Origin of the sequence: Mesorhizobium sp. ES1-4, from assembly GCF_020164745.1 — a bacterium.
Taxonomy (GTDB): Bacteria; Pseudomonadota; Alphaproteobacteria; order Rhizobiales; family Rhizobiaceae; genus Mesorhizobium.
The window spans coordinates 141,249-159,248 of record NZ_JAIUGV010000002.1 but is presented as its reverse complement, the minus strand read 5'-3'; the positions used below and the strand labels follow the sequence as shown (position 1 = coordinate 159,248).

Below are 18,000 nucleotides of genomic sequence, written 5' to 3'. Positions count from 1 at the left end.
AGAGCGGGGTCAACAGTGAGGCGTAATCGTGCCGGACAAACCGGATCGGAATGCGATTGAAGTAGTAAACGTCAGTAAAATTTTTGGATCGGGTGAGGGACAGGTCGCTGCCCTCGACAAGGTCTCGGTATCCATCCGCGAGAACGAGTTCTTCACGCTGCTGGGACCGTCCGGCTGCGGCAAGACCACCTTGCTGCGGCTGATCGCCGGCTTCGACTTTCCAACCGCCGGCGAGATCCTGCTCTATGGCCAGGACATCGCGCCATTGCCGCCCTTCAAGCGGCCGGTCAACACCGTCTTTCAGTCCTACGCGCTGTTCCCACACATGACCGTCGCCGACAATATCGGCTTTGGCCTGGAGATGCTGGGCAAGCCGAAGGCCGAGATCAGGGCGCGCGTCGCCGAGATGCTGAAGCTGGTCAAGATGGAGGCGCTGGCGGGTCGCCGCACCGGCCAGATTTCCGGCGGCCAGCAGCAGCGCGTGGCGCTGGCCCGGGCGCTGGCGCCGCAGCCGAAAGTGCTGTTGCTCGACGAGCCGCTCTCGGCGCTCGACTACAAGCTGCGCAAGGAGATGCAGATCGAGCTGAAGCGGCTGCAGCACGAGACCGGCATTACCTTCATCTTCGTCACTCATGACCAGGAAGAAGCGCTGACGATGTCGGACCGCATCGCGGTGATGTCGTCGGGCAAGATCCTGCAGGTCGGCTCACCCTGGGATATCTACGACAAGCCGGCGGATCGCTTTGTCGCCGACTTCATCGGCGAAACCAACTTTCTGACCGCCGCCATATCGGGCATCGGCAACGGCAAGGCGCGCGCGACGCTCAAATCCGGCACGACCATCGAGGCAACCGTTGCCGAAGGCTTCCAGCCGAAGGACGAAGCCACCGTGGTGGTGAGGCCCGAGCATGCCAAGCTGACGAAGGACAAGGGCGACCTGTCGGGCAGGGTCGAGAACATCGTCTATTTCGGCACCGACACGCACATTCATGTCCATCTCGACAGCGGTGAGGCCTTCACCGTACGCCAGCAGAACACGCGCACCGCGGGCTGCGGTTTCGAGCGCGGCGACAAGGTCGGCATCATGATCGGCGACGACGCCGCGCAAGTGCTGAGGGACTGATGGCGAGCGCGGAAGAAGTCGCCAAGGCAGCGGAACGGCGCGATGTCCGTGACCGCTGGCTTTTGTCAGCGCCGGCGCTGCTGGTCATTCTGTTTGCCGCGACCGGCCCGCTGCTGATCGTGCTGGTCTATTCGTTCCTGACTCCCGGCCCCTACGGCGACGTGAAATGGCAGTTCTCATCCGACGCCTGGACATCGGTCTTCCTGGAGCGCGATATTTTCGACGACACACTGTCGCTCGCCGCGGCGCATGTCACGATCTTCTGGCGCTCGATCAAGCTCGCGGTGGTGACGACGCTCGCCACCTTGGCGCTCGGTTTCCCGACGGCCTATTTCATGGCGACACGCAGCGAGAAGACCAGGGATCTCTGGCTGTTCCTGATCACCATCCCGTTCTGGACCAACCTCCTGATCCGCACCTTCGCCGTGCTGCAGATCATCCGCAATGAAGGCATCGTCAACACGATCCTGCTCAAGCTCGGCATCGTCTCGGCGCCGGTGCAGATCCTCTACACCGACACGGCGATCCTGATCGGCATGGCCTATGTCTACCTGCCGCTGATGGTGCTGCCGATCTATGCCAGCATGGAGAAGCTCGACTTCCGGCTGGTCGAGGCGGGCTATGATCTCTACGCCACGCGCTTCAAGGTGCTGCGGAAGATCATTTTCCCGCTCGTGAAGCCAGGGGTCATCGCCGGCTCGATCCTGGTCTTCATTCCGGCACTGGGCGCCTATGTGACGCCGAGCGTGCTCGGCGGCGGCAAGAACATGATGCTGTCCAACCTGATCGAATTGCAGTTCGGACAGGGCCGCAACTGGCCGCTCGGCTCGGCGCTGTCGATCACGGTGATGATCATCGTCATGGTGGCACTGCTTGCCTATGTACGCAACGCCGGCAAGTCGGGGGTGCGTCATGGCTAGCAACTTCTCCATCAAGCATCAGCCGGGCTTCACCGCGATCGCGGCGACCTGTTTCGTGGTCCTCTATCTGCCGATCATCGTGCTGGTCATCTATGCCTTCAATGCGGCGAGCTCGACCTCGGAATGGGGTGGCTTTTCGCTGAAATGGTTCCAGTCGGCATACCAGAACACGCAGGTCATCGACGCCACGCTGCGCTCGTTCCAGATCGGCGCCATCGCGGCGGTTCTGTCGACCATCTTCGCCACCATGGCCGCGCTCGCCACCACGCGTACAGCGTCCTATCCCGGCCTCACCTTCAAATACGCGGCGATCAACCAGCCGCTGATGGTGCCCGAGATCGTCACCGGCGTGGCGCTGCTGATCTTCTTCTCGCGCATCAAGATCTTCACAGGCTATTCCGGCATCGGCTATCTGGTCGCCGCGCATACGGCGTTCTGCATTCCCTTTGCCTATCTGCCGATCCGGGCCCGGCTGGAGAATATGGACCTGACGCTGGAGCGCGCCGCGGCCGATCTCTACGCGACGCCATGGAAGACCTTCCGCCGGATCACGCTGCCGCTTTTGTGGCCCGGCATCCTGGCCGGGCTGATGCTGGCCTTCGTCATCTCGCTCGATGACGTCGTCATCACCGAGTTCGTCAAGTCAGGCGGCCAGGACACGCTGCCCACCTATATGCTCGGCCAGATCCGCCGCGGCATAACACCTGAGATCAACGCGATATCGACCGCCTTCCTGCTGCTTTCGGTCGCGATCGTCACGTTGTTTTTCTTCGTCAGCAGGAAAAGAGACTGAACCTGAAATGGGAGTTAAAACCATGAACTGGAAGACAACAGCGACCGCCATGGGGTTGGCGTTGCTCGCTTCGACGGGGCTTGCCCGCGCCGACGGGGTGCTCAACATCTATAATTGGGGCAACTACACCAGTCCGGATGTGATCAAGAAGTTCGAGGCCAAATACAACGTAAAGGTGACGATCACCGACTATGACTCGAACGACACCGCGCTGGCCAAGGTTCGCCAGGGCGGCACCGGATTCGACATAGCGGTGCCTTCGCAGACCTACGTGCCGATCTGGATCAAGGAAGGCCTCGTGCAGGAGACCGACCCCGGCCAGATGGAGAACGCCAAGAACATCGCGCCCGAATGGGCCAATCCCGATTTCGATCCAGGCCGTAAATACACTGTTCCGTGGGCATGGGGCACGATCGGCGTCGTGGTCAATACCGATGCCTACAAGGGCCCGGCCAACACTTGGGGCATCATCTTCAACACGCCAGACGAGCTGAAGGGCAAGGTCAACGTCGTGCCGGAGATGGGCGACGTGATGTTCGCCGCGATCAAGTATGTCGGCGGCCAGCAGTGCACCGATGACAAGGCGGTGCTGAAGAAGGTGCGTGACCTCCTGGTGGCGGCCAAGCCGAACTGGATCGCCATGGAATACAATACCATCGAGAAGATGGGCGCCGGCGACTTCAAGGCGACCAGCGACTGGAACGGTTCGGCGCTGCGCCAGCGCCTGGCCAACCCGGCAATCCACTTCAACTATCCGAAGGAAGGCTATGGCCTGTGGAGCGACAACGTCGTCGTCCTGAAGGATGCCAAGAACGTCGAGAACGCCAAGCTGTTCCAGAACTTCATCATGGATCCGGAAAACGCGGCGGGCCTCTCGGCCTTCCATCGTTATGCCAATGCCATCACCGGTTCGGACAAGTACATGCCGGCCGACATGAAGGACGCTCCGGAAGTCGTCATTCCGGCCGACGCCAAGCCGCTCGGGGAACTGCAGCAGATGTGCGCTCCAGAAACCCAGGAGCTCTACACAAAGATCTGGACCGAACTGCAGAAGTAATCGCTGCGTGATGGACCCGGCGGCACCCGCCGCCGGGTCTTTTCTTTTCCGGAATGGCCTTCATGAATTCCTATCGCAACAGCGATCCGCTGCCGCCGATCATGCAGGGCTCGCCGCCCGCCATGGTGCCGCCCAGGCTCGACTGGGACAGGCCGCCCTGGAACCGCTGGGCCTTCCAGCACATCAGGGAAATATTGCCGACCGCCGAGGTCTGGCGCGGCACCGGTCACCGCCGCCGTCTCGAACAGGCCGAGGTCGATCTCGACGGGCTGGCGGTCGAGGACAGCGAGGGCAGGGTTTCGACGCTCGCCGGGCTGCTCGATGAGACCTATACGGACGGCTTCCTGGTGCTGAAGCACGGCAGGATCGCCTATGAGCGCTATTTCAACGGTATGGACGAGCGCACGCTGCACCTGTCGCAGTCGATGGCCAAATCGGTTACCGGCTCGGTGTTCGGGATCCTGGCCGGGCGCGGCCTGATCGATCCAGCCCGCCCGGTCACGGATTATCTGCCGGAGCTTGGCGCCACGGGTTGGGCCGGCGCCAGCGTCCAGCATGTGCTCGACATGACGACGGGCGTGCGCTTTTCCGAGGAATATACCGACCGCTATTCCGATATCGGCCAGGTCGATGTCGCCACCGGCTGGAAGCCGGTGCCACCGGGCAGCGATCCGGACTTCCGCTGGCCCTCGCAAATGTTCGAGCTGATCCTCGGCCTCAAGGACACAGTCCGCGCGCATGGGGCTGCGTTCGAATACCGCTCCATCGAGACCGACGTGCTTGCCTTCATCATGGAGCGGGTGACCGGCAAGCGGCTGGCGCAGCTGGTTTCCGAGGAACTGTGGCAAAAGCTCGGCGCCGACGAGAGCGCCTGCTTCACCGTCGACAGCGCGGGTTACGCGCTGGCCGATGGCGGTTTCAACGCAACGCTGCGCGACTACGCCCGCTTTGGCCAGCTGATCCTCGACAATGGCGGCGGCATCGTGCCGGCCGGCTGGATCGAGGCGACGCGCACTGGAAAGCATGGCCCGGATTTCTCCGCCAGCCTGCCTGATGGCAGCTATCGCAACCAGTTCTGGATCGAGAATTCCAGTTCGCGGGCACTGATGTGCCGGGGCGTGTTCGGGCAGTTGATCCACATCGACTGGAACACAGGAATGGTTGTGGTGAAGCTGTCGACTTATCCGGATTTCAGCAACATGGCCTATTCCATGGCAACGCTGAAGGCCGTGCACGCCATTGCCGCGGCGCTCGCCTGAACCTCAAGAAACAGAAGACTGGAAGGAAACGCCATGACCGGCAAGACCGCGTTCGAGACCCGCTACGGCTTCCGCCGTAACGAGGTGCTGCTCGGCAACTGGCGCGAAAATCCGTTCAACCGGTGGTCGTTCCAGAACCTCGGCGAACTGGTGCCGACGGCACGTGTGGCCGCGGCGCCGGGTGTCGTCGAAGCTCCTGTGCGGGACTTGGGCGAGTTGCTCGGCGAAAGGGTTTCGCTTGCCAGTGCACCGGAGACGGTGGCCGAATTCCTCGTCCGCTCCAGCACCGACGCTCTGACGGTGATGAAAGGCGGCAAGATCATCGGCGACTGGTTCGCACCGCATATGGATTTCGGCGCCCGCCACATCATCTTCTCGATCAGCAAGTCGGTCACCGCGATCATCGCCGGCATATTGGAAGGCGAGGGGGTGTTCGACCCGGAAGCGCCGGTGACGCAATACATCCCGGAAGCCGTCGGATCGGCCTATGGCGATGCAAGCGCGCGGCATGTGCTCGACATGAGCGTCAGCCTCGATTTCGAGGAGGCCTATCTCGATCCGGAAAGCGACTTCGCACGTTATCGCCGCGCCACGCTGTGGAACCCGGGCGGCGGCACGGAAAGCCTGCGCGAATTCATCCTGACCCTGCAGCGGCTTGCCGAGCCGCACGGCCAGACCTTCCGCTACCGTTCGCCCAATTCCGACCTGCTCGGCCTGCTGCTCGAACGCGCTTCCGGCCAGCGCTTCGCCGACCTCATGCGCGACCGGCTGTGGCTGCCGCTTGGGGCCGTCGGCGAAGCTTCGATCGGCGTCGACATGGAAGGCACGGCGCGCACCGCCGGCGGCATTTCGGTGACGCCGCGCGACCTGGCGCGTATCGGCGAGATGATGCGGCAGGGCGGCACCGCCAATGGCCGGCGCATCGTGCCGGAAGCCTGGGTCCGTGACACGGTTGCGACCGGAGGCAGTTCGGAGGCCTGGCAGCGCGGCGCGATGCTTCCGCTGTTTCCGAACGGCCGCTACCGCAACAAATGGTACCAGACCGGGCATGAGAACGGTGCCTATTGCGGCATCGGCATCCACGGCCAATGGCTCTATGTCGATCCCCGGACCGAAGTCGTCATCGCCAAGATGTCATCGCAGCCAGTACCTGTCGACGATCCGCTCGATATCGAGATCGTCGCCTTTTGCGAAGCATTGAGCCGGATGGTCTGACCTCCGGGCCCCAGTTCAGCCCTCGCTTTCCTGTGGACCTCGCGTGCCGGTGAAAAGGCGGCGGTTGGCGGACAGAACGTCTGCGCCTATGGTCGCCGCTCTTTTCGACGAGGGCAGGAACGACATGGCATCCGACATCAAGCGCATCGCAGCCATCATCGCGGCCGAGATCAAGGCGCGGCCCGAACAGGCGGCCGCGGCGATCGGACTGCTCGACGAGGGCGCGACGGTGCCCTTCGTGGCGCGCTACCGCAAGGAGGTGACTGGCGGGCTGGACGACACGCAACTGCGCGACCTTGCCGAGCGTCTTGCCTATCTGCGCGAGCTCGACGCCCGCCGCGACACCATCCTGGGCTCGATCCGCGAGCAGGGCAAGCTGACGCAGGACCTCGAAGCCAAGATCGCGGCGGCAGCCACCAAGGCGGAGCTGGAAGACATCTACCTGCCTTACAAGCCGAAGCGCCGCACCAAGGCCGACATTGCCAGGGAACGCGGGCTGGGGCCGCTGGCCGAGGCCATTCTCAACGATCGCTCGCTGGTGCCCGCGGAAGTCGCGCTCGCCTATGTCACCGCCGAGGTCGCCGATGCGAAGGCGGCGCTCGAAGGCGCGCGCGACATCCTGTCGGAGCAGTTCGCCGAAAACGCCGATCTGGTCGGCAAGCTGCGCGGCTACATGAAGGAGCGCGCCTTCCTGCGCGCCAGGGTGGTCGACGGCAAGCAGGAGGCCGGTGCGAAATTCTCGGACTATTTCGACCATATCGAGCGCTGGGCAAATGTGCCAAGCCACCGCGCGCTGGCCATGTTGCGCGGCCGCAACGAGGAAGTGCTGTCGCTCGACATCGAGGTCGACGCGGATGACACCTCGCCGGTTAAACCGGTCGAGCGGATGATCGCCAATGCCTATGCCATCGGCGGCAGCTTGCCCGGCGACCGCTGGCTGATGGACGTCGCCGGCTGGACCTGGCGGATAAAACTGTCGCTGCACCTGACGCTCGATCTGATGCGCGACCTGCGCGAGCGAGCCGAGGAAGAGGCGATCCATGTCTTTGCCCGCAACCTCAAGGATCTGCTGCTGGCGGCCCCCGCCGGCTCGCGGCCGACCATGGGGCTCGATCCCGGCATCCGAACTGGCGTCAAGGTCGCGGTGGTCGATGGCACCGGAAAGCTGGTGGCGACGACGACGGTCTACCCGTTTCCGCCCAGGAACGATGTGCGCGGCACGCAGGCGGAACTTGCCGCGCTGATCCGCCAGCACAAGGTGGAGCTGATTTCGATCGGCAACGGCACCGGCAGCCGCGAAACCGAAAAGCTGGTGGCGGACATGCTTTCGGACATGTCCGCGGGGGCAGGCCCCAAGCCGCTCAAGGTGATCGTCAGCGAGGCAGGAGCCTCGGTCTATTCGGCCTCGGCGGCCGCTGCGGCCGAATTCCCCGGCCTTGACGTGTCGTTGCGCGGCGCGGTGTCGATCGCGAGGCGGCTGCAGGATCCGCTGGCCGAACTGGTCAAGATCGAACCGAAGTCGATCGGCGTCGGCCAGTACCAGCACGATGTCGACCAGTACCGGCTCGGCCGCTCGCTGGAGGCTGTTGTCGAGGACGCCGTTAACGCCGTCGGCGTCGACCTCAACACCGCCTCGGCGCCGTTGCTGGCGCGCGTTTCGGGCCTTGGGGCCTCGCTCGCCGAAGCCATTGTCGCGCATCGCGATGCGAGCGGCCCATTCGCCAGCCGCAAGGATCTGCTGAAGGTGGCACGGCTTGGGCCGCGCGCGTTCGAACAGTCCGCCGGGTTCCTGCGCATTGCCAATGGCAGCGAGCCGCTCGATGCCTCGTCTGTACATCCGGAAGCCTATGGCGTCGCCAAGAAGATCGTCGCCGCCTGTGGCCGCGATGTGCGTGCGCTGATGGGCGACAGCGCTGCACTCAAGGCGCTCGACCCGCGCGTCTTCGTCGACGAGCGTTTCGGCCTGCCGACGGTGCGCGATATTCTCGCCGAGCTGGAAAAGCCCGGCCGCGACCCGCGTCCCGGCTTCAAGACAGCGACCTTCGCCGATGGCGTCGACGACATCAAGGATCTGAAACCCGGCATGCTGCTGGAAGGCACCGTCACCAACGTCGCCGCCTTCGGCGCTTTCGTCGATATCGGCGTGCACCAGGACGGGTTGGTGCATGTCTCGCAGTTGGCCGATCGTTTCATCAAGGACGCGCATGAGGTGGTCAAGGCCGGCGACGTGGTCAAGGTGCGTGTCGTCGATGTCGACATCAAGCGCAAGCGCATCGGGCTCTCCATGCGCAGGGATGCCGGCGAGGGCGGCGCGTCGAAGGGCGGGCCGCGCGACAATGGCGGCGGCAGGCCGGCGCCACGCTCGCCGGCGCCGCAGCGCCAGCCGGAGCGGCCGGCCCAGCAAGGCGCATTCGGCGCGGCGCTGGCGGACGCGCTGAAGCGGAAGTAGCTACCACGCCAGAACAGCCGGCTCCTTCTCAAGCTGGCTTAGCAGCCAGTCTCGAAAACTGGCAGCCGGTGGATAGCCGCGCTTGTCGTGGGGAACGACGAGGTAGTAGGCGCTGCGGCTTTGCATCGGCTGGCCGGGCGCCGGCACAAGCTGGCCGCGCTGTAATTCGCCCTCGATGAGAAGCAGCGGCAGGAGCGCCACGCCGAGCCCCGCCATGCAGGCCTGGGCGGCGGTGCCGAACTGCTCGAACTGCATGCTGGGCCCGGTCGGTGCGCTCAGGCCCTGATGCTCGAACCATTCCGTCCAGGCGCCGGGGCGCGTCGCCATGTGCAGCAGCGGCAGGCGGCCGATATCGGCCGGTGAGGCGATGGCGCGGCCGGCGAGGAATTCGGGTGACACCACCGGCGCCACCGTCTCACGCACCAGCAGCGTCGAGTCGGCTTCCGGCCAGTCCGGCAGGCCGTAGTGGATGGCCGCATCGAGCCTCTCCCTGGCGAAGTCGAAGCGGCCGACGCGGGTGACGAAGTTGATGGTGACGTCGGGATTGCTCTCGGCGAAATCGGGGATCATCGGCATCAGCCAGCGCGTGCCGAAGGTCGGCAAAATAGCCAGGTTTAGGATGCCGCTATGCCGATTGCTCATCAATCCGAGCGCCGCATCCCGCAATTGGCCAAGCGCTGAACGCACCGCCTCGGCGTAGATTTCGCCCGCTGTCGACAAACGGACGTTGCGGCTATCGCGCTCGAACAGTCGGCGGCCGAACTGATCCTCCAGAAGCCTGATCTGCCGGCTGACCGCGCCCTGGGTTAGGTCAAGCTCCTGCGCGGCGGCGGTGAAGGAGCCGAGTCGGGCCACCGCCTCGAAGGCGGCAAGGGCACTGATATTGGGCAGAAGGCGGCGCTGGACACTCATGATCCATTCCTAACGCTCATTGATCGGTGAAGCAATTTCGTTTGATTTTTTCAGGCCACGGGCCGATAAGCCGGGCTCCACCTGTCTCAAGGATCGACAAGCCATGGCCGCCGACAAGAATGCATTCGTCTGGGAAGACCCGTTCCTGATCGAGGACCAGCTTTCGGAAGACGAACGCATGGTGCGCGACGGTGCGGCCGCCTTTGCCGCCGACAAGCTCGTGCCGCGCATCGAGGAGGCCTATCTCAACGAGACGTTCGACACGGCGATCTTCCGCGAGATGGGCGAGGCCGGCCTGCTCGGCATCACCATTCCCGAGGAGTTCGGCGGCCTCGGCGCCAACTATGTCACCTACGGGCTGGTCGCGCGGGAAGTCGAACGCGTCGATTCCGGCTATCGCTCGATGATGTCGGTGCAGTCGTCGCTGGTGATGTATCCGATCCATGCCTATGGCTCGGATGAACAGCGCAGGAAGTACCTGCCCAAGCTCGCCAGCGGCGAATGGATCGGCTGCTTCGGGCTGACCGAGCCGGATGCCGGCTCCGACCCCGGCGGCATGAAGACGCGCGCGGAAAAGACCGCCAGCGGCTACAAGCTGACCGGCTCCAAGATGTGGATTTCCAACGCGCCGGTCGCCGACGTGTTCGTCGTCTGGGCGAAGGTGAAGGGCGAGAACGGCAAGGACGAGATCCGCGGTTTCGTGCTGGAGAAAGGCATGAAGGGGCTGTCGGCGCCGAAGATCGGCGGCAAGCTGTCGCTGCGGGCGTCGATCACCGGTGAAGTGGTGATGGAAGGCGTCGAGGTCGGCGAGGACGCGTTGCTGCCCAACGCCAAGGGCCTCGGCGGCCCGTTCGGTTGCCTCAACCGGGCCCGCTACGGCATCTCATGGGGCTCGATGGGCGCGGCGGAAGATTGCTGGCAGCGCGCTCGGCGGTATGGCCTCGACCGCAAGCAGTTCGGCAAGCCGCTGGCCGGCACGCAGCTCTACCAGAAGAAGCTCGCCGACATGCAGACCGAGATCGCGCTTGGGCTGCAGGCATCCTTGCGCGTCGGTCGGCTGCTCGACGAGGGCAAGATGGCGCCGGAAATGATCTCGATCGTCAAGCGCAACAATTGCGGCAAGGCGCTCGACATCGCCCGCCAGGCCCGCGACATGCATGGCGGCAACGGCATCCAGATCGGCTACCACGTCATGCGTCATGCGCAAAATCTGGAGACCGTCAACACCTACGAAGGCACGCATGACGTGCACGCGCTGATCCTGGGGCGCGCTCAGACGGGGATACAGGCGTTCTTCTGAGCCAGGCAGTGCCGCAAGGCAATTCGCACCTGAATGGATTACTGATCGCGTTGCTACAAAGTCTGCGCGATTGAGGACCGCCTTCGACCTGCTCGGGGAGACGAAACAATGGGTTCGATTGGGTGCACCGCAACATCCGCTTGGAGATCGGCTGCTATCTGTGTCAGGGTCTAGTGTTCGTTTGAAACGCTGAATTCCGGGGTCCCATGGCAATTCTGGCAGCCGTCTACCACCTGACCCACTACAAATACGACCGGCCGGTGGTTCTCGGTCCCCAGGTGATCAGGCTGCAGCCGGCGCCGCATTCCCGCACCAAGGTGTTGAGTCATTCGCTCAAGGTCGAGCCGGCGAACCACTTCGTCAATCTGCAGCAGGACCCCTACGGCAACTTCCTTGCCCGTTTCGTCTTCCCCGAGCCGGTGACGGAATTAAAGATCGAGGTCGACCTCGTCGCCGACATGACGGTCTACAATCCGTTCGACTTCTTCGTCGAACCGTCGGCCGAGACATTCCCGTTCGATTATCCCGAGGAAATCAGGGACGATCTGGCCATCTACCGCACGCCTGAACCGGCGGGTCCGTTGCTGTCGGCATTTTTGAGGACCGTCGGGCGCAGCGCGCCCAACACGGTCAATTTCCTCGTCGATCTCAATGCGCGGCTGCAGCGCGAGATCGCCTACATCGTACGCATGGAGACCGGCGTCTTCTCGCCTGAGGAAACGCTCGCCGCCGGCAAGGGCTCGTGCCGGGATTCGAGCTGGCTGCTGGTGCAGATCCTGCGCAATCTCGGCATCGCCGCGCGCTTTGTCTCGGGCTATCTGATCCAGCTCAAGCCCGATCTCGTCGCGCTCGATGGGCCGGCCGGCACACCAGTCGATTTCACCGACCTGCATGCCTGGTGCGAGGTCTATCTGCCCGGTGCCGGATGGATCGGCTTCGACCCGACCTCCGGCCTGCTCACCGGCGAAAGCCATGTGCCGCTGGCCGCAACGCCGCATTTCGGCAATGCGGCGCCGATCTCCGGCATGGCGAGCTTTGCCAATGTCGAGTTCGGCTTCGAGATGCGGGTCGATCGCATCGCCGAGCATCCGCGCATCACCAAGCCGTTCTCGGATGAAAGCTGGCAGGCACTCGATGCGCTCGGCAACAAGGTCGACGCGGCGTTGAATGACGGGGATGTCAGGCTGACCATGGGCGGCGAGCCGACCTTCGTGTCGATCGACGATTTCGAATCCGCCGAATGGAACACCGCCGCCGTCGGCCCGACCAAGCGCGAAAAGGCCGATGCGCTGATCAGAAAACTGCGGGAACGCTTCGCGCCGGGCGGGTTCCTCCACTATGGTCAGGGCAAATGGTATCCCGGTGAAAGCCTGCCGCGCTGGACGTTCTCGCTTTACTGGCGCGCCGACGGCCAGCCGGTATGGAGCGACCCGTCGCTGATCGCGCGGGAAAAAAGCTCGGCCGATATCGGGCCTAAACAGGCCGAAAGCCTGCTTACGGCGATCGCCGGCGAACTCGGCATCGACACCTCCATGGTCAGCGAAGCCTATGAGGATCCAGCGGAATGGCTGCTCAAGGAAGGCAAGTTGCCCGACAATGTCGATCCGTCCAATTCGAAGCTCGAAGATCCGGAGGAACGCAGCCGCATGGCGCGTGTCTTCGAGCGCGGGCTGACCAAGCCATCCGGCTATGTGTTGCCGGTGCAGCGCTGGAACAGCCAGGCGTCCGAGCCGCGCTGGCGTTCGGAGAGATGGAAGACGCGGCGCGGCCGGCTGTTCCTGGTGCCCGGCGATTCCCCGGTCGGCTACCGTTTGCCGCTGGGAACGCTGCCCTACGTGCCGCCGGCGCAGTTTCCCTACATCGTGCCTGTCGATCCGTCGCTGCCGCGTGGCCCGCTGGCCGCGCGGGAAGCGATCTTGCCTTCGGCCGCTCCGGCCGAACTGGAAGGTGCCGACGAAATGGCCCGCCGCCAGCAGGCGGCGTTCTTCACGGCGGCGACCGGCCAGCAGGAGCGGGTCGAGCAGGAGATCACCGAGATCGGCGGCGCGGTGCGCACGGCACTTTCGGTCGAACCGCGTGACGGCAGGCTGTGCGTTTTCATGCCGCCGGTCGAGGCGCTCGAGGATTATCTCGAGCTCGTCGCGGCGGCCGAGAACGCGGCAAAGGCGATTGGCCTTCCCGTGCATATTGAGGGCTATGGCCCGCCGCATGATCCGCGCCTCAATGTCATTCGCGTCGCACCCGATCCCGGCGTCATCGAGGTCAACATTCATCCCGCCTCGAACTGGCAGGATTGCGTGGCGACGACGACGGCGATCTATGAGGAGGCGCGGCAGACGCGGCTTGGCGCCGACAAGTTCATGATCGATGGCCGCCACACCGGCACCGGCGGCGGCAACCATGTGGTCGTCGGCGGCGCGACGCCCAATGACAGCCCGTTCCTGCGCCGGCCCGATCTGTTGAAGAGCCTGGTGCTGCAATGGCAGCGGCATCCGTCGCTGTCCTATCTGTTCTCAGGCCTGTTCATCGGCCCGACCAGCCAGGCGCCACGCTTCGACGAGGCGCGGCACGATTCGCTGTACGAGCTTGAGATCGCGATGGCGCAGGTGCCGCATCCCGACCAGGGCAATCCACCCCTGCCATGGCTGGTCGACCGCCTGTTCCGCAATCTGTTGACCGACGTCACCGGGAATACGCATCGCTCGGAGATCTGCATCGACAAGCTGTTCTCGCCGGATGGCCCGACCGGTCGGCTGGGCCTGGTGGAGTTTCGCGGATTCGAGATGCCGCCCAATGCACGAATGTCGCTGGCGCAGCAATTGCTGGTGCGCGCCATCATCGCACGCGCGTGGAAGAGCCCGCTCGACGGCCGTTTCGTGCGTTGGGGCACCTCGCTGCATGACCGTTTCATGCTGCCGCACTACGTCTGGGCGGACTTTCTCGACGTGCTCGACGACCTCAAGCTCAATGGTTTCGAGTTCCGTCCCGAATGGTTCGACGCCCAGCTCGAGTTCCGCTTTCCCTTCTGCGGCGAAGTCCAGCATGCCGGCATCAAGCTGGAGCTCAGGCAGGCGCTGGAGCCATGGCATGTGATGGGCGAGCAGGGCGCGATCGGCGGCACGGTACGCTTCGTCGATTCCTCGGTCGAGAGGCTGCAGGTCAAGACCGAAGGCCTCAATCCAGAGCGTCATGCGATCGTCTGCAACGGGCGCATCGTGCCGATGAAGGTCACGGACAACCGGGAGGTCGCGGTGGCGGGCGTACGCTTCAAGGCCTGGCAGCCGGCTTCGGGCCTGCATCCCGCGTTGCCGGTCAACACGCCGCTGGTGTTCGACATATACGACCGCTGGTCGGGCAGGGCGGTCGGCGGCTGCGTCTACCATGTCGCGCATCCCGGTGGGCGCAACTACGACACTTTCCCGGTCAACGGCAACGAAGCGGAGGCACGGCGGCTCGCTCGCTTCGAACCGCGCGGCCATACGCCGTCCGGCTATGTGCTTCGCGAGGAGCAGCCGGCGGAAGATTTCCCGATGACCCTTGACCTTAGGCGCCCACCAAGACTGTGATCCGACATGGCAAAGGGGAATCACAAAAGGGTGCGCGGCAAACCGCAGGCCCACAGCCTGCTGGAGCACTACCAGCCGATCGACGGCGTCGTCGACGAGATGGTCGACGCGTCGGGCAATCCCCGCCCGGTCTGGAAGCATTTCGTCGAAGCGCTGGACGAACTCGGGGCTGAAAAGCTCGGCCAGCGCTTCGCCCGCGCCGACCAGTATCTGCGCGATGCCGGTGTCTACTACCGCGTCTATGACAAGGCGGGAGCCAACGAGCGTGAATGGCCGCTGGCGCATATTCCCGTGCTCATCGATGACAGCGAGTGGCAGGTGATCAGCGCCGGTTTGGTGCAGCGCGCCGACCTGCTCGAGGAAATTGTCGCCGATATCCATGGACGGAGCCGGCTGGTCGAGAAAGGCATCCTGCCGGCAGGGCTGATCGCGGCGAGCCCTGAATATTTGCGGCCCGTGGTCGGCACCAGACCGGCCGGCGGGCATTTCCTGCATTTCTGTGCCTTCGAACTCGGCCGCGGCCCGGACGGCCGCTGGTGGGTGCTGGGCGACCGCACGCAGGCGCCTTCGGGCGCGGGCTTCGCGCTGGAGAACCGCGTCGCCACCACGCGCGCGCTGTCCGACATCTATGGCGAGATGCATGTGCACCGGCTTGCCGGCTTCTTCCGTCGCTTCCGCGACGCACTGATCGGCATGGCAAAGGAAAGCGATGGCCGCGTCGCCATCCTGACGCCGGGACCGCTCAACGAAACCTACTACGAACACGCCTATATCGCCCGCTATCTCGGCATCATGTTGCTCGAAGGCGAGGATCTGACCGTTTCCGGCGGCAGGCTGATGGTGCGCACCGTGTCGGGCCTGATGCCGATCGGCGTGCTGTGGCGGCGGCTCGATGCCGCCTTCGCCGATCCGCTCGAACTGCGCCCGGATTCGCAGATCGGCACTCCAGGACTGGTGGAAGCGATCCGGCAGGGCACGGTTTCCACCGTCAATGCGCTGGGATCGGGCCTGATGGAGACGCGTGCGCTGCTTGCCTTTCTGCCCAAGATCGCCCGCGAATTGTGGGGTGAGGAGCTGCTTTTGCCCAGTGTGGCGACATGGTGGTGCGGGCAGGAGACGGAGCGCGCGCACGTGCTCGCCAATATCGACCGCATGGTGGTCGGCCCCGCGCTGTCGACAAGACTTGCCTTCGAGGATGACGGACAGACGAAGCTCGGTTCGGCGCTGTCGGCCGGGGAACGCGCCGAGCTGGTGGCGCGCATCGAACGCGACGGCGAGGCCTTTGTCGGCCAGGAAGCGGTGACGCTTTCGACGACACCCGTCTATGTCGGCGGCTGGCTGGAGCCCCGGCCGGCGAGCCTGCGCGTCTATCTGGCGCGCACGCCCGAGGGATGGACGGTGATGCCGGGCGGTTTCGCCCGCGTCGGCCTGTCGCTCGACCCGACGGCGATCGCCATGCAGCGCGGCGGCCAGGCGGCCGATGTCTGGGTGGTCAGCGACAGACCAGTCGAGCGCGAGACGCTGCTGCCGCAGGAGGGCGACAGCTTCAGCCGCACCAGGCCGGGTAGCCTGCCCAGCCGCGCGGCGGAAAATCTGACCTGGCTCGGCCGCTACATCGAACGCTCGGAAGACACCGTACGCATCCTGCGCGCCTATCATGTGCGCCTCGCCGAAACATCCGATCCTGACATGCCGCTGCTTGCCGATGTCAGGGACCATCTCGAACCGTTCGGCATCGATGTCGGGACGGCGATCCCGCCAGGATTGATCGGCACGCTCGACAGCGCCGTGTACAGCGCCGGTCAGATCCGCGATCGTTTCTCGCCGGATGGCTGGCTGGCGCTCAAGGATCTGTCGAAGACCATCCATCAGTTCGCCACCACCGTGGCGCCCGGCGACGACGCGACGCGGGCCATGACCGTCATCCTGCGCAAGCTTGCCGGGTTTTCCGGCCTGCTGCACGAGAACATGTACCGTTTCGCCGGCTGGCGCTTCCTCGAGATCGGCCGGCGGCTGGAGCGCGGCATCCAGATCGCCAGCACGCTGGCCCGACTGACCAGCAGCAAGGCGCCGGAAGGGGCGCTGGACATGATGCTCGAGATCGGCGACAGCGTCATGACCCATCGCCGGCAGTATCCGGTGCAGGCCGGCCGGCACACGGTGATCGATCTCCTGGCGCTCGATCCCCTCAATCCACGCTCGATCCTGTTTCAATTGGAAAGGCTGAAGGCCGAGATAGGGCTGTTGCCGGCGACCGGCGGCGAGGGACACGTGTCGGCGGCGGCCAAGGAGATCCTGCAGCTCAACACGGCCATCGCCATCAAGGAGCCGGCTGACATGACGACGAAGGCGCTGAACGATCTCGCCGGGGAAATCGGCGGCCTCTACAACAGCCTCGCCAGGGCCTATTTCGGCTAGAAAGCAATGGCCATGCTGTACGACATCCGGCTTCTGCTCCATTACGACTACGCCGCCGCCGCCGGCGGCGGCCGACATCAGGTGCGGGTGCTGCCGCCGACCATTGGTGGCGTGCAACGCGTCATCGCAGCTTCACTATCCTTTGAGCCGGCGCCCAATGAACGATGCGACTTCACCGACTTTTTCGGCAACAACGTCACCTCGATCGCCTTTCGCGACGCGCATGATACGCTCGACATAAGAATGAGCGCGCGCATTTCGGTGTCGCGGCCCGAGGCCGGGCTCGACGTGTCGCCCGATATCGGCCGCCTCACGCGGGAACTGGCCGCCGTGCGGTCCCTGGCGCCCGCCTCGCCGCACCATTTCCTGGCCGCCAGCAGCCATGCGAGCATCGATGCGGCGATCACCGCATTCGCGCATGACAGCATCGGAAACTCGGCCGCGGGGACGGCGATGAACCTGTGCGACCGGATCCACCAAGAGTTCACCTATGACGGCGAGGCGACCACGGTGCGGACCCGGGCCAGCGATGCCTTCCGGCTGAAGCGGGGCGTCTGCCAGGATTTCTCGCACATCATGATCGCCGGGCTGCGCGGACTCGGCATTCCGGCCGGCTATGTCAGCGGTTTCCTGCGTACCATTCCGCCTAAGGGCAAGCCCCGGCTGGAAGGTGCGGATGCCATGCATGCCTGGGTCAAGGTCTGGTGCGGGCGTGACGCCGGCTGGCAGGAGTTCGACCCGACCAACGGCATGCGGGCCAGCAACGACCATATCACTGTCGGCTTTGGCCGCGACTATTCCGACGTCGCGCCGATCGTCGGCGTGCTGAAGACCACTGGCGGACAGGCTGGCGAGCAGGCTGTCGACGTCATTCCGGTCGCGCTCGAAAAGGCCTGACGGTGCGCTCACTTGCGCGCAAAGACCGCATCACGCAATCCTGAGTGGCTAAGGTGGCTTCTCAAACGTCGATGTGGCCGTTAATCTGCTT

At 64.5% G+C, this 18,000-nt stretch carries 12 protein-coding genes; 11 read left to right on the top strand and 1 reads right to left on the bottom strand.

What is annotated here, in order from left to right:
* Positions 1-28 precede the first annotated feature (28 nt).
* From LB556_RS04385 to LB556_RS04355, 7 genes are all read left to right on the top strand, one after another.
* Positions 29-1,123 carry an ABC transporter ATP-binding protein gene (locus LB556_RS04385; protein ID WP_224564353.1) on the top strand — a complete coding sequence of 365 codons (1,095 nt, stop codon included), beginning with the start codon at positions 29-31 and terminating at the stop codon, positions 1,121-1,123.
* Positions 1,123-2,043 (top strand): ABC transporter permease, encoded by a 921-nt coding sequence (locus LB556_RS04380; RefSeq protein WP_224564351.1) that lies wholly within the window; start codon positions 1,123-1,125, stop codon positions 2,041-2,043. Before LB556_RS04385 ends, LB556_RS04380 begins: the two co-directional genes overlap by 1 nt.
* Entirely contained in the window at positions 2,036-2,836 is an 801-nt protein-coding gene (locus tag LB556_RS04375; protein WP_140704549.1) for an ABC transporter permease, read from the top strand. Before LB556_RS04380 ends, LB556_RS04375 begins: the two co-directional genes overlap by 8 nt.
* A gap of 22 nt (positions 2,837-2,858) precedes the next feature.
* The gene (locus tag LB556_RS04370; protein WP_224564348.1) at positions 2,859-3,893 is read left to right on the top strand and encodes an extracellular solute-binding protein; all 1,035 of its coding nucleotides are present in this window, start codon (positions 2,859-2,861) and stop codon (positions 3,891-3,893) included.
* 62 nt (positions 3,894-3,955) lie between these two features.
* Positions 3,956-5,152 (top strand): serine hydrolase domain-containing protein, encoded by a 1,197-nt coding sequence (locus tag LB556_RS04365; protein ID WP_224564346.1) that lies wholly within the window; start codon positions 3,956-3,958, stop codon positions 5,150-5,152.
* 33 nt (positions 5,153-5,185) lie between these two features.
* Positions 5,186-6,367: a serine hydrolase domain-containing protein gene (locus LB556_RS04360; RefSeq protein WP_224564342.1), complete on the top strand. Its 1,182-nt coding sequence runs from the start codon at positions 5,186-5,188 to the stop codon at positions 6,365-6,367.
* A 124-nt stretch (positions 6,368-6,491) separates the two neighbouring features.
* A complete protein-coding gene (locus LB556_RS04355) occupies positions 6,492-8,816 on the top strand; it encodes a Tex family protein (protein WP_224564340.1) in 2,325 nt (774 codons plus the stop codon).
* Here the strand turns inward: LB556_RS04355 and LB556_RS04350 are convergent, their stop codons facing one another.
* Positions 8,817-9,728, bottom strand: a complete 912-nt coding sequence (locus tag LB556_RS04350) for a LysR family transcriptional regulator (protein WP_224564338.1) — start codon at positions 9,726-9,728, stop codon at positions 8,817-8,819.
* Between the two features lie 103 nt (positions 9,729-9,831).
* On the opposite strand from LB556_RS04350, the gene LB556_RS04345 reads away from it, so the two are divergent.
* The 4 genes from LB556_RS04345 (at position 9,832) to LB556_RS04330 (ending at position 17,909) form a co-directional block, all read left to right on the top strand.
* Entirely contained in the window at positions 9,832-11,028 is a 1,197-nt protein-coding gene (locus LB556_RS04345; RefSeq protein WP_224564336.1) for an acyl-CoA dehydrogenase, read from the top strand.
* Between the two features lie 206 nt (positions 11,029-11,234).
* Complete coding sequence (locus LB556_RS04340; protein WP_224564335.1) at positions 11,235-14,594, top strand: DUF2126 domain-containing protein; 3,360 nt, start codon at positions 11,235-11,237, stop codon at positions 14,592-14,594.
* Positions 14,595-14,600: 6 nt separating this feature from the next.
* The gene (locus tag LB556_RS04335; RefSeq protein WP_224564333.1) at positions 14,601-17,012 is read left to right on the top strand and encodes a circularly permuted type 2 ATP-grasp protein; all 2,412 of its coding nucleotides are present in this window, start codon (positions 14,601-14,603) and stop codon (positions 17,010-17,012) included.
* Positions 17,013-17,024: 12 nt separating this feature from the next.
* Positions 17,025-17,909 carry a transglutaminase domain-containing protein gene (locus tag LB556_RS04330; protein WP_224564318.1) on the top strand — a complete coding sequence of 295 codons (885 nt, stop codon included), beginning with the start codon at positions 17,025-17,027 and terminating at the stop codon, positions 17,907-17,909.
* Positions 17,910-18,000: the final 91 nt, after the last annotated feature.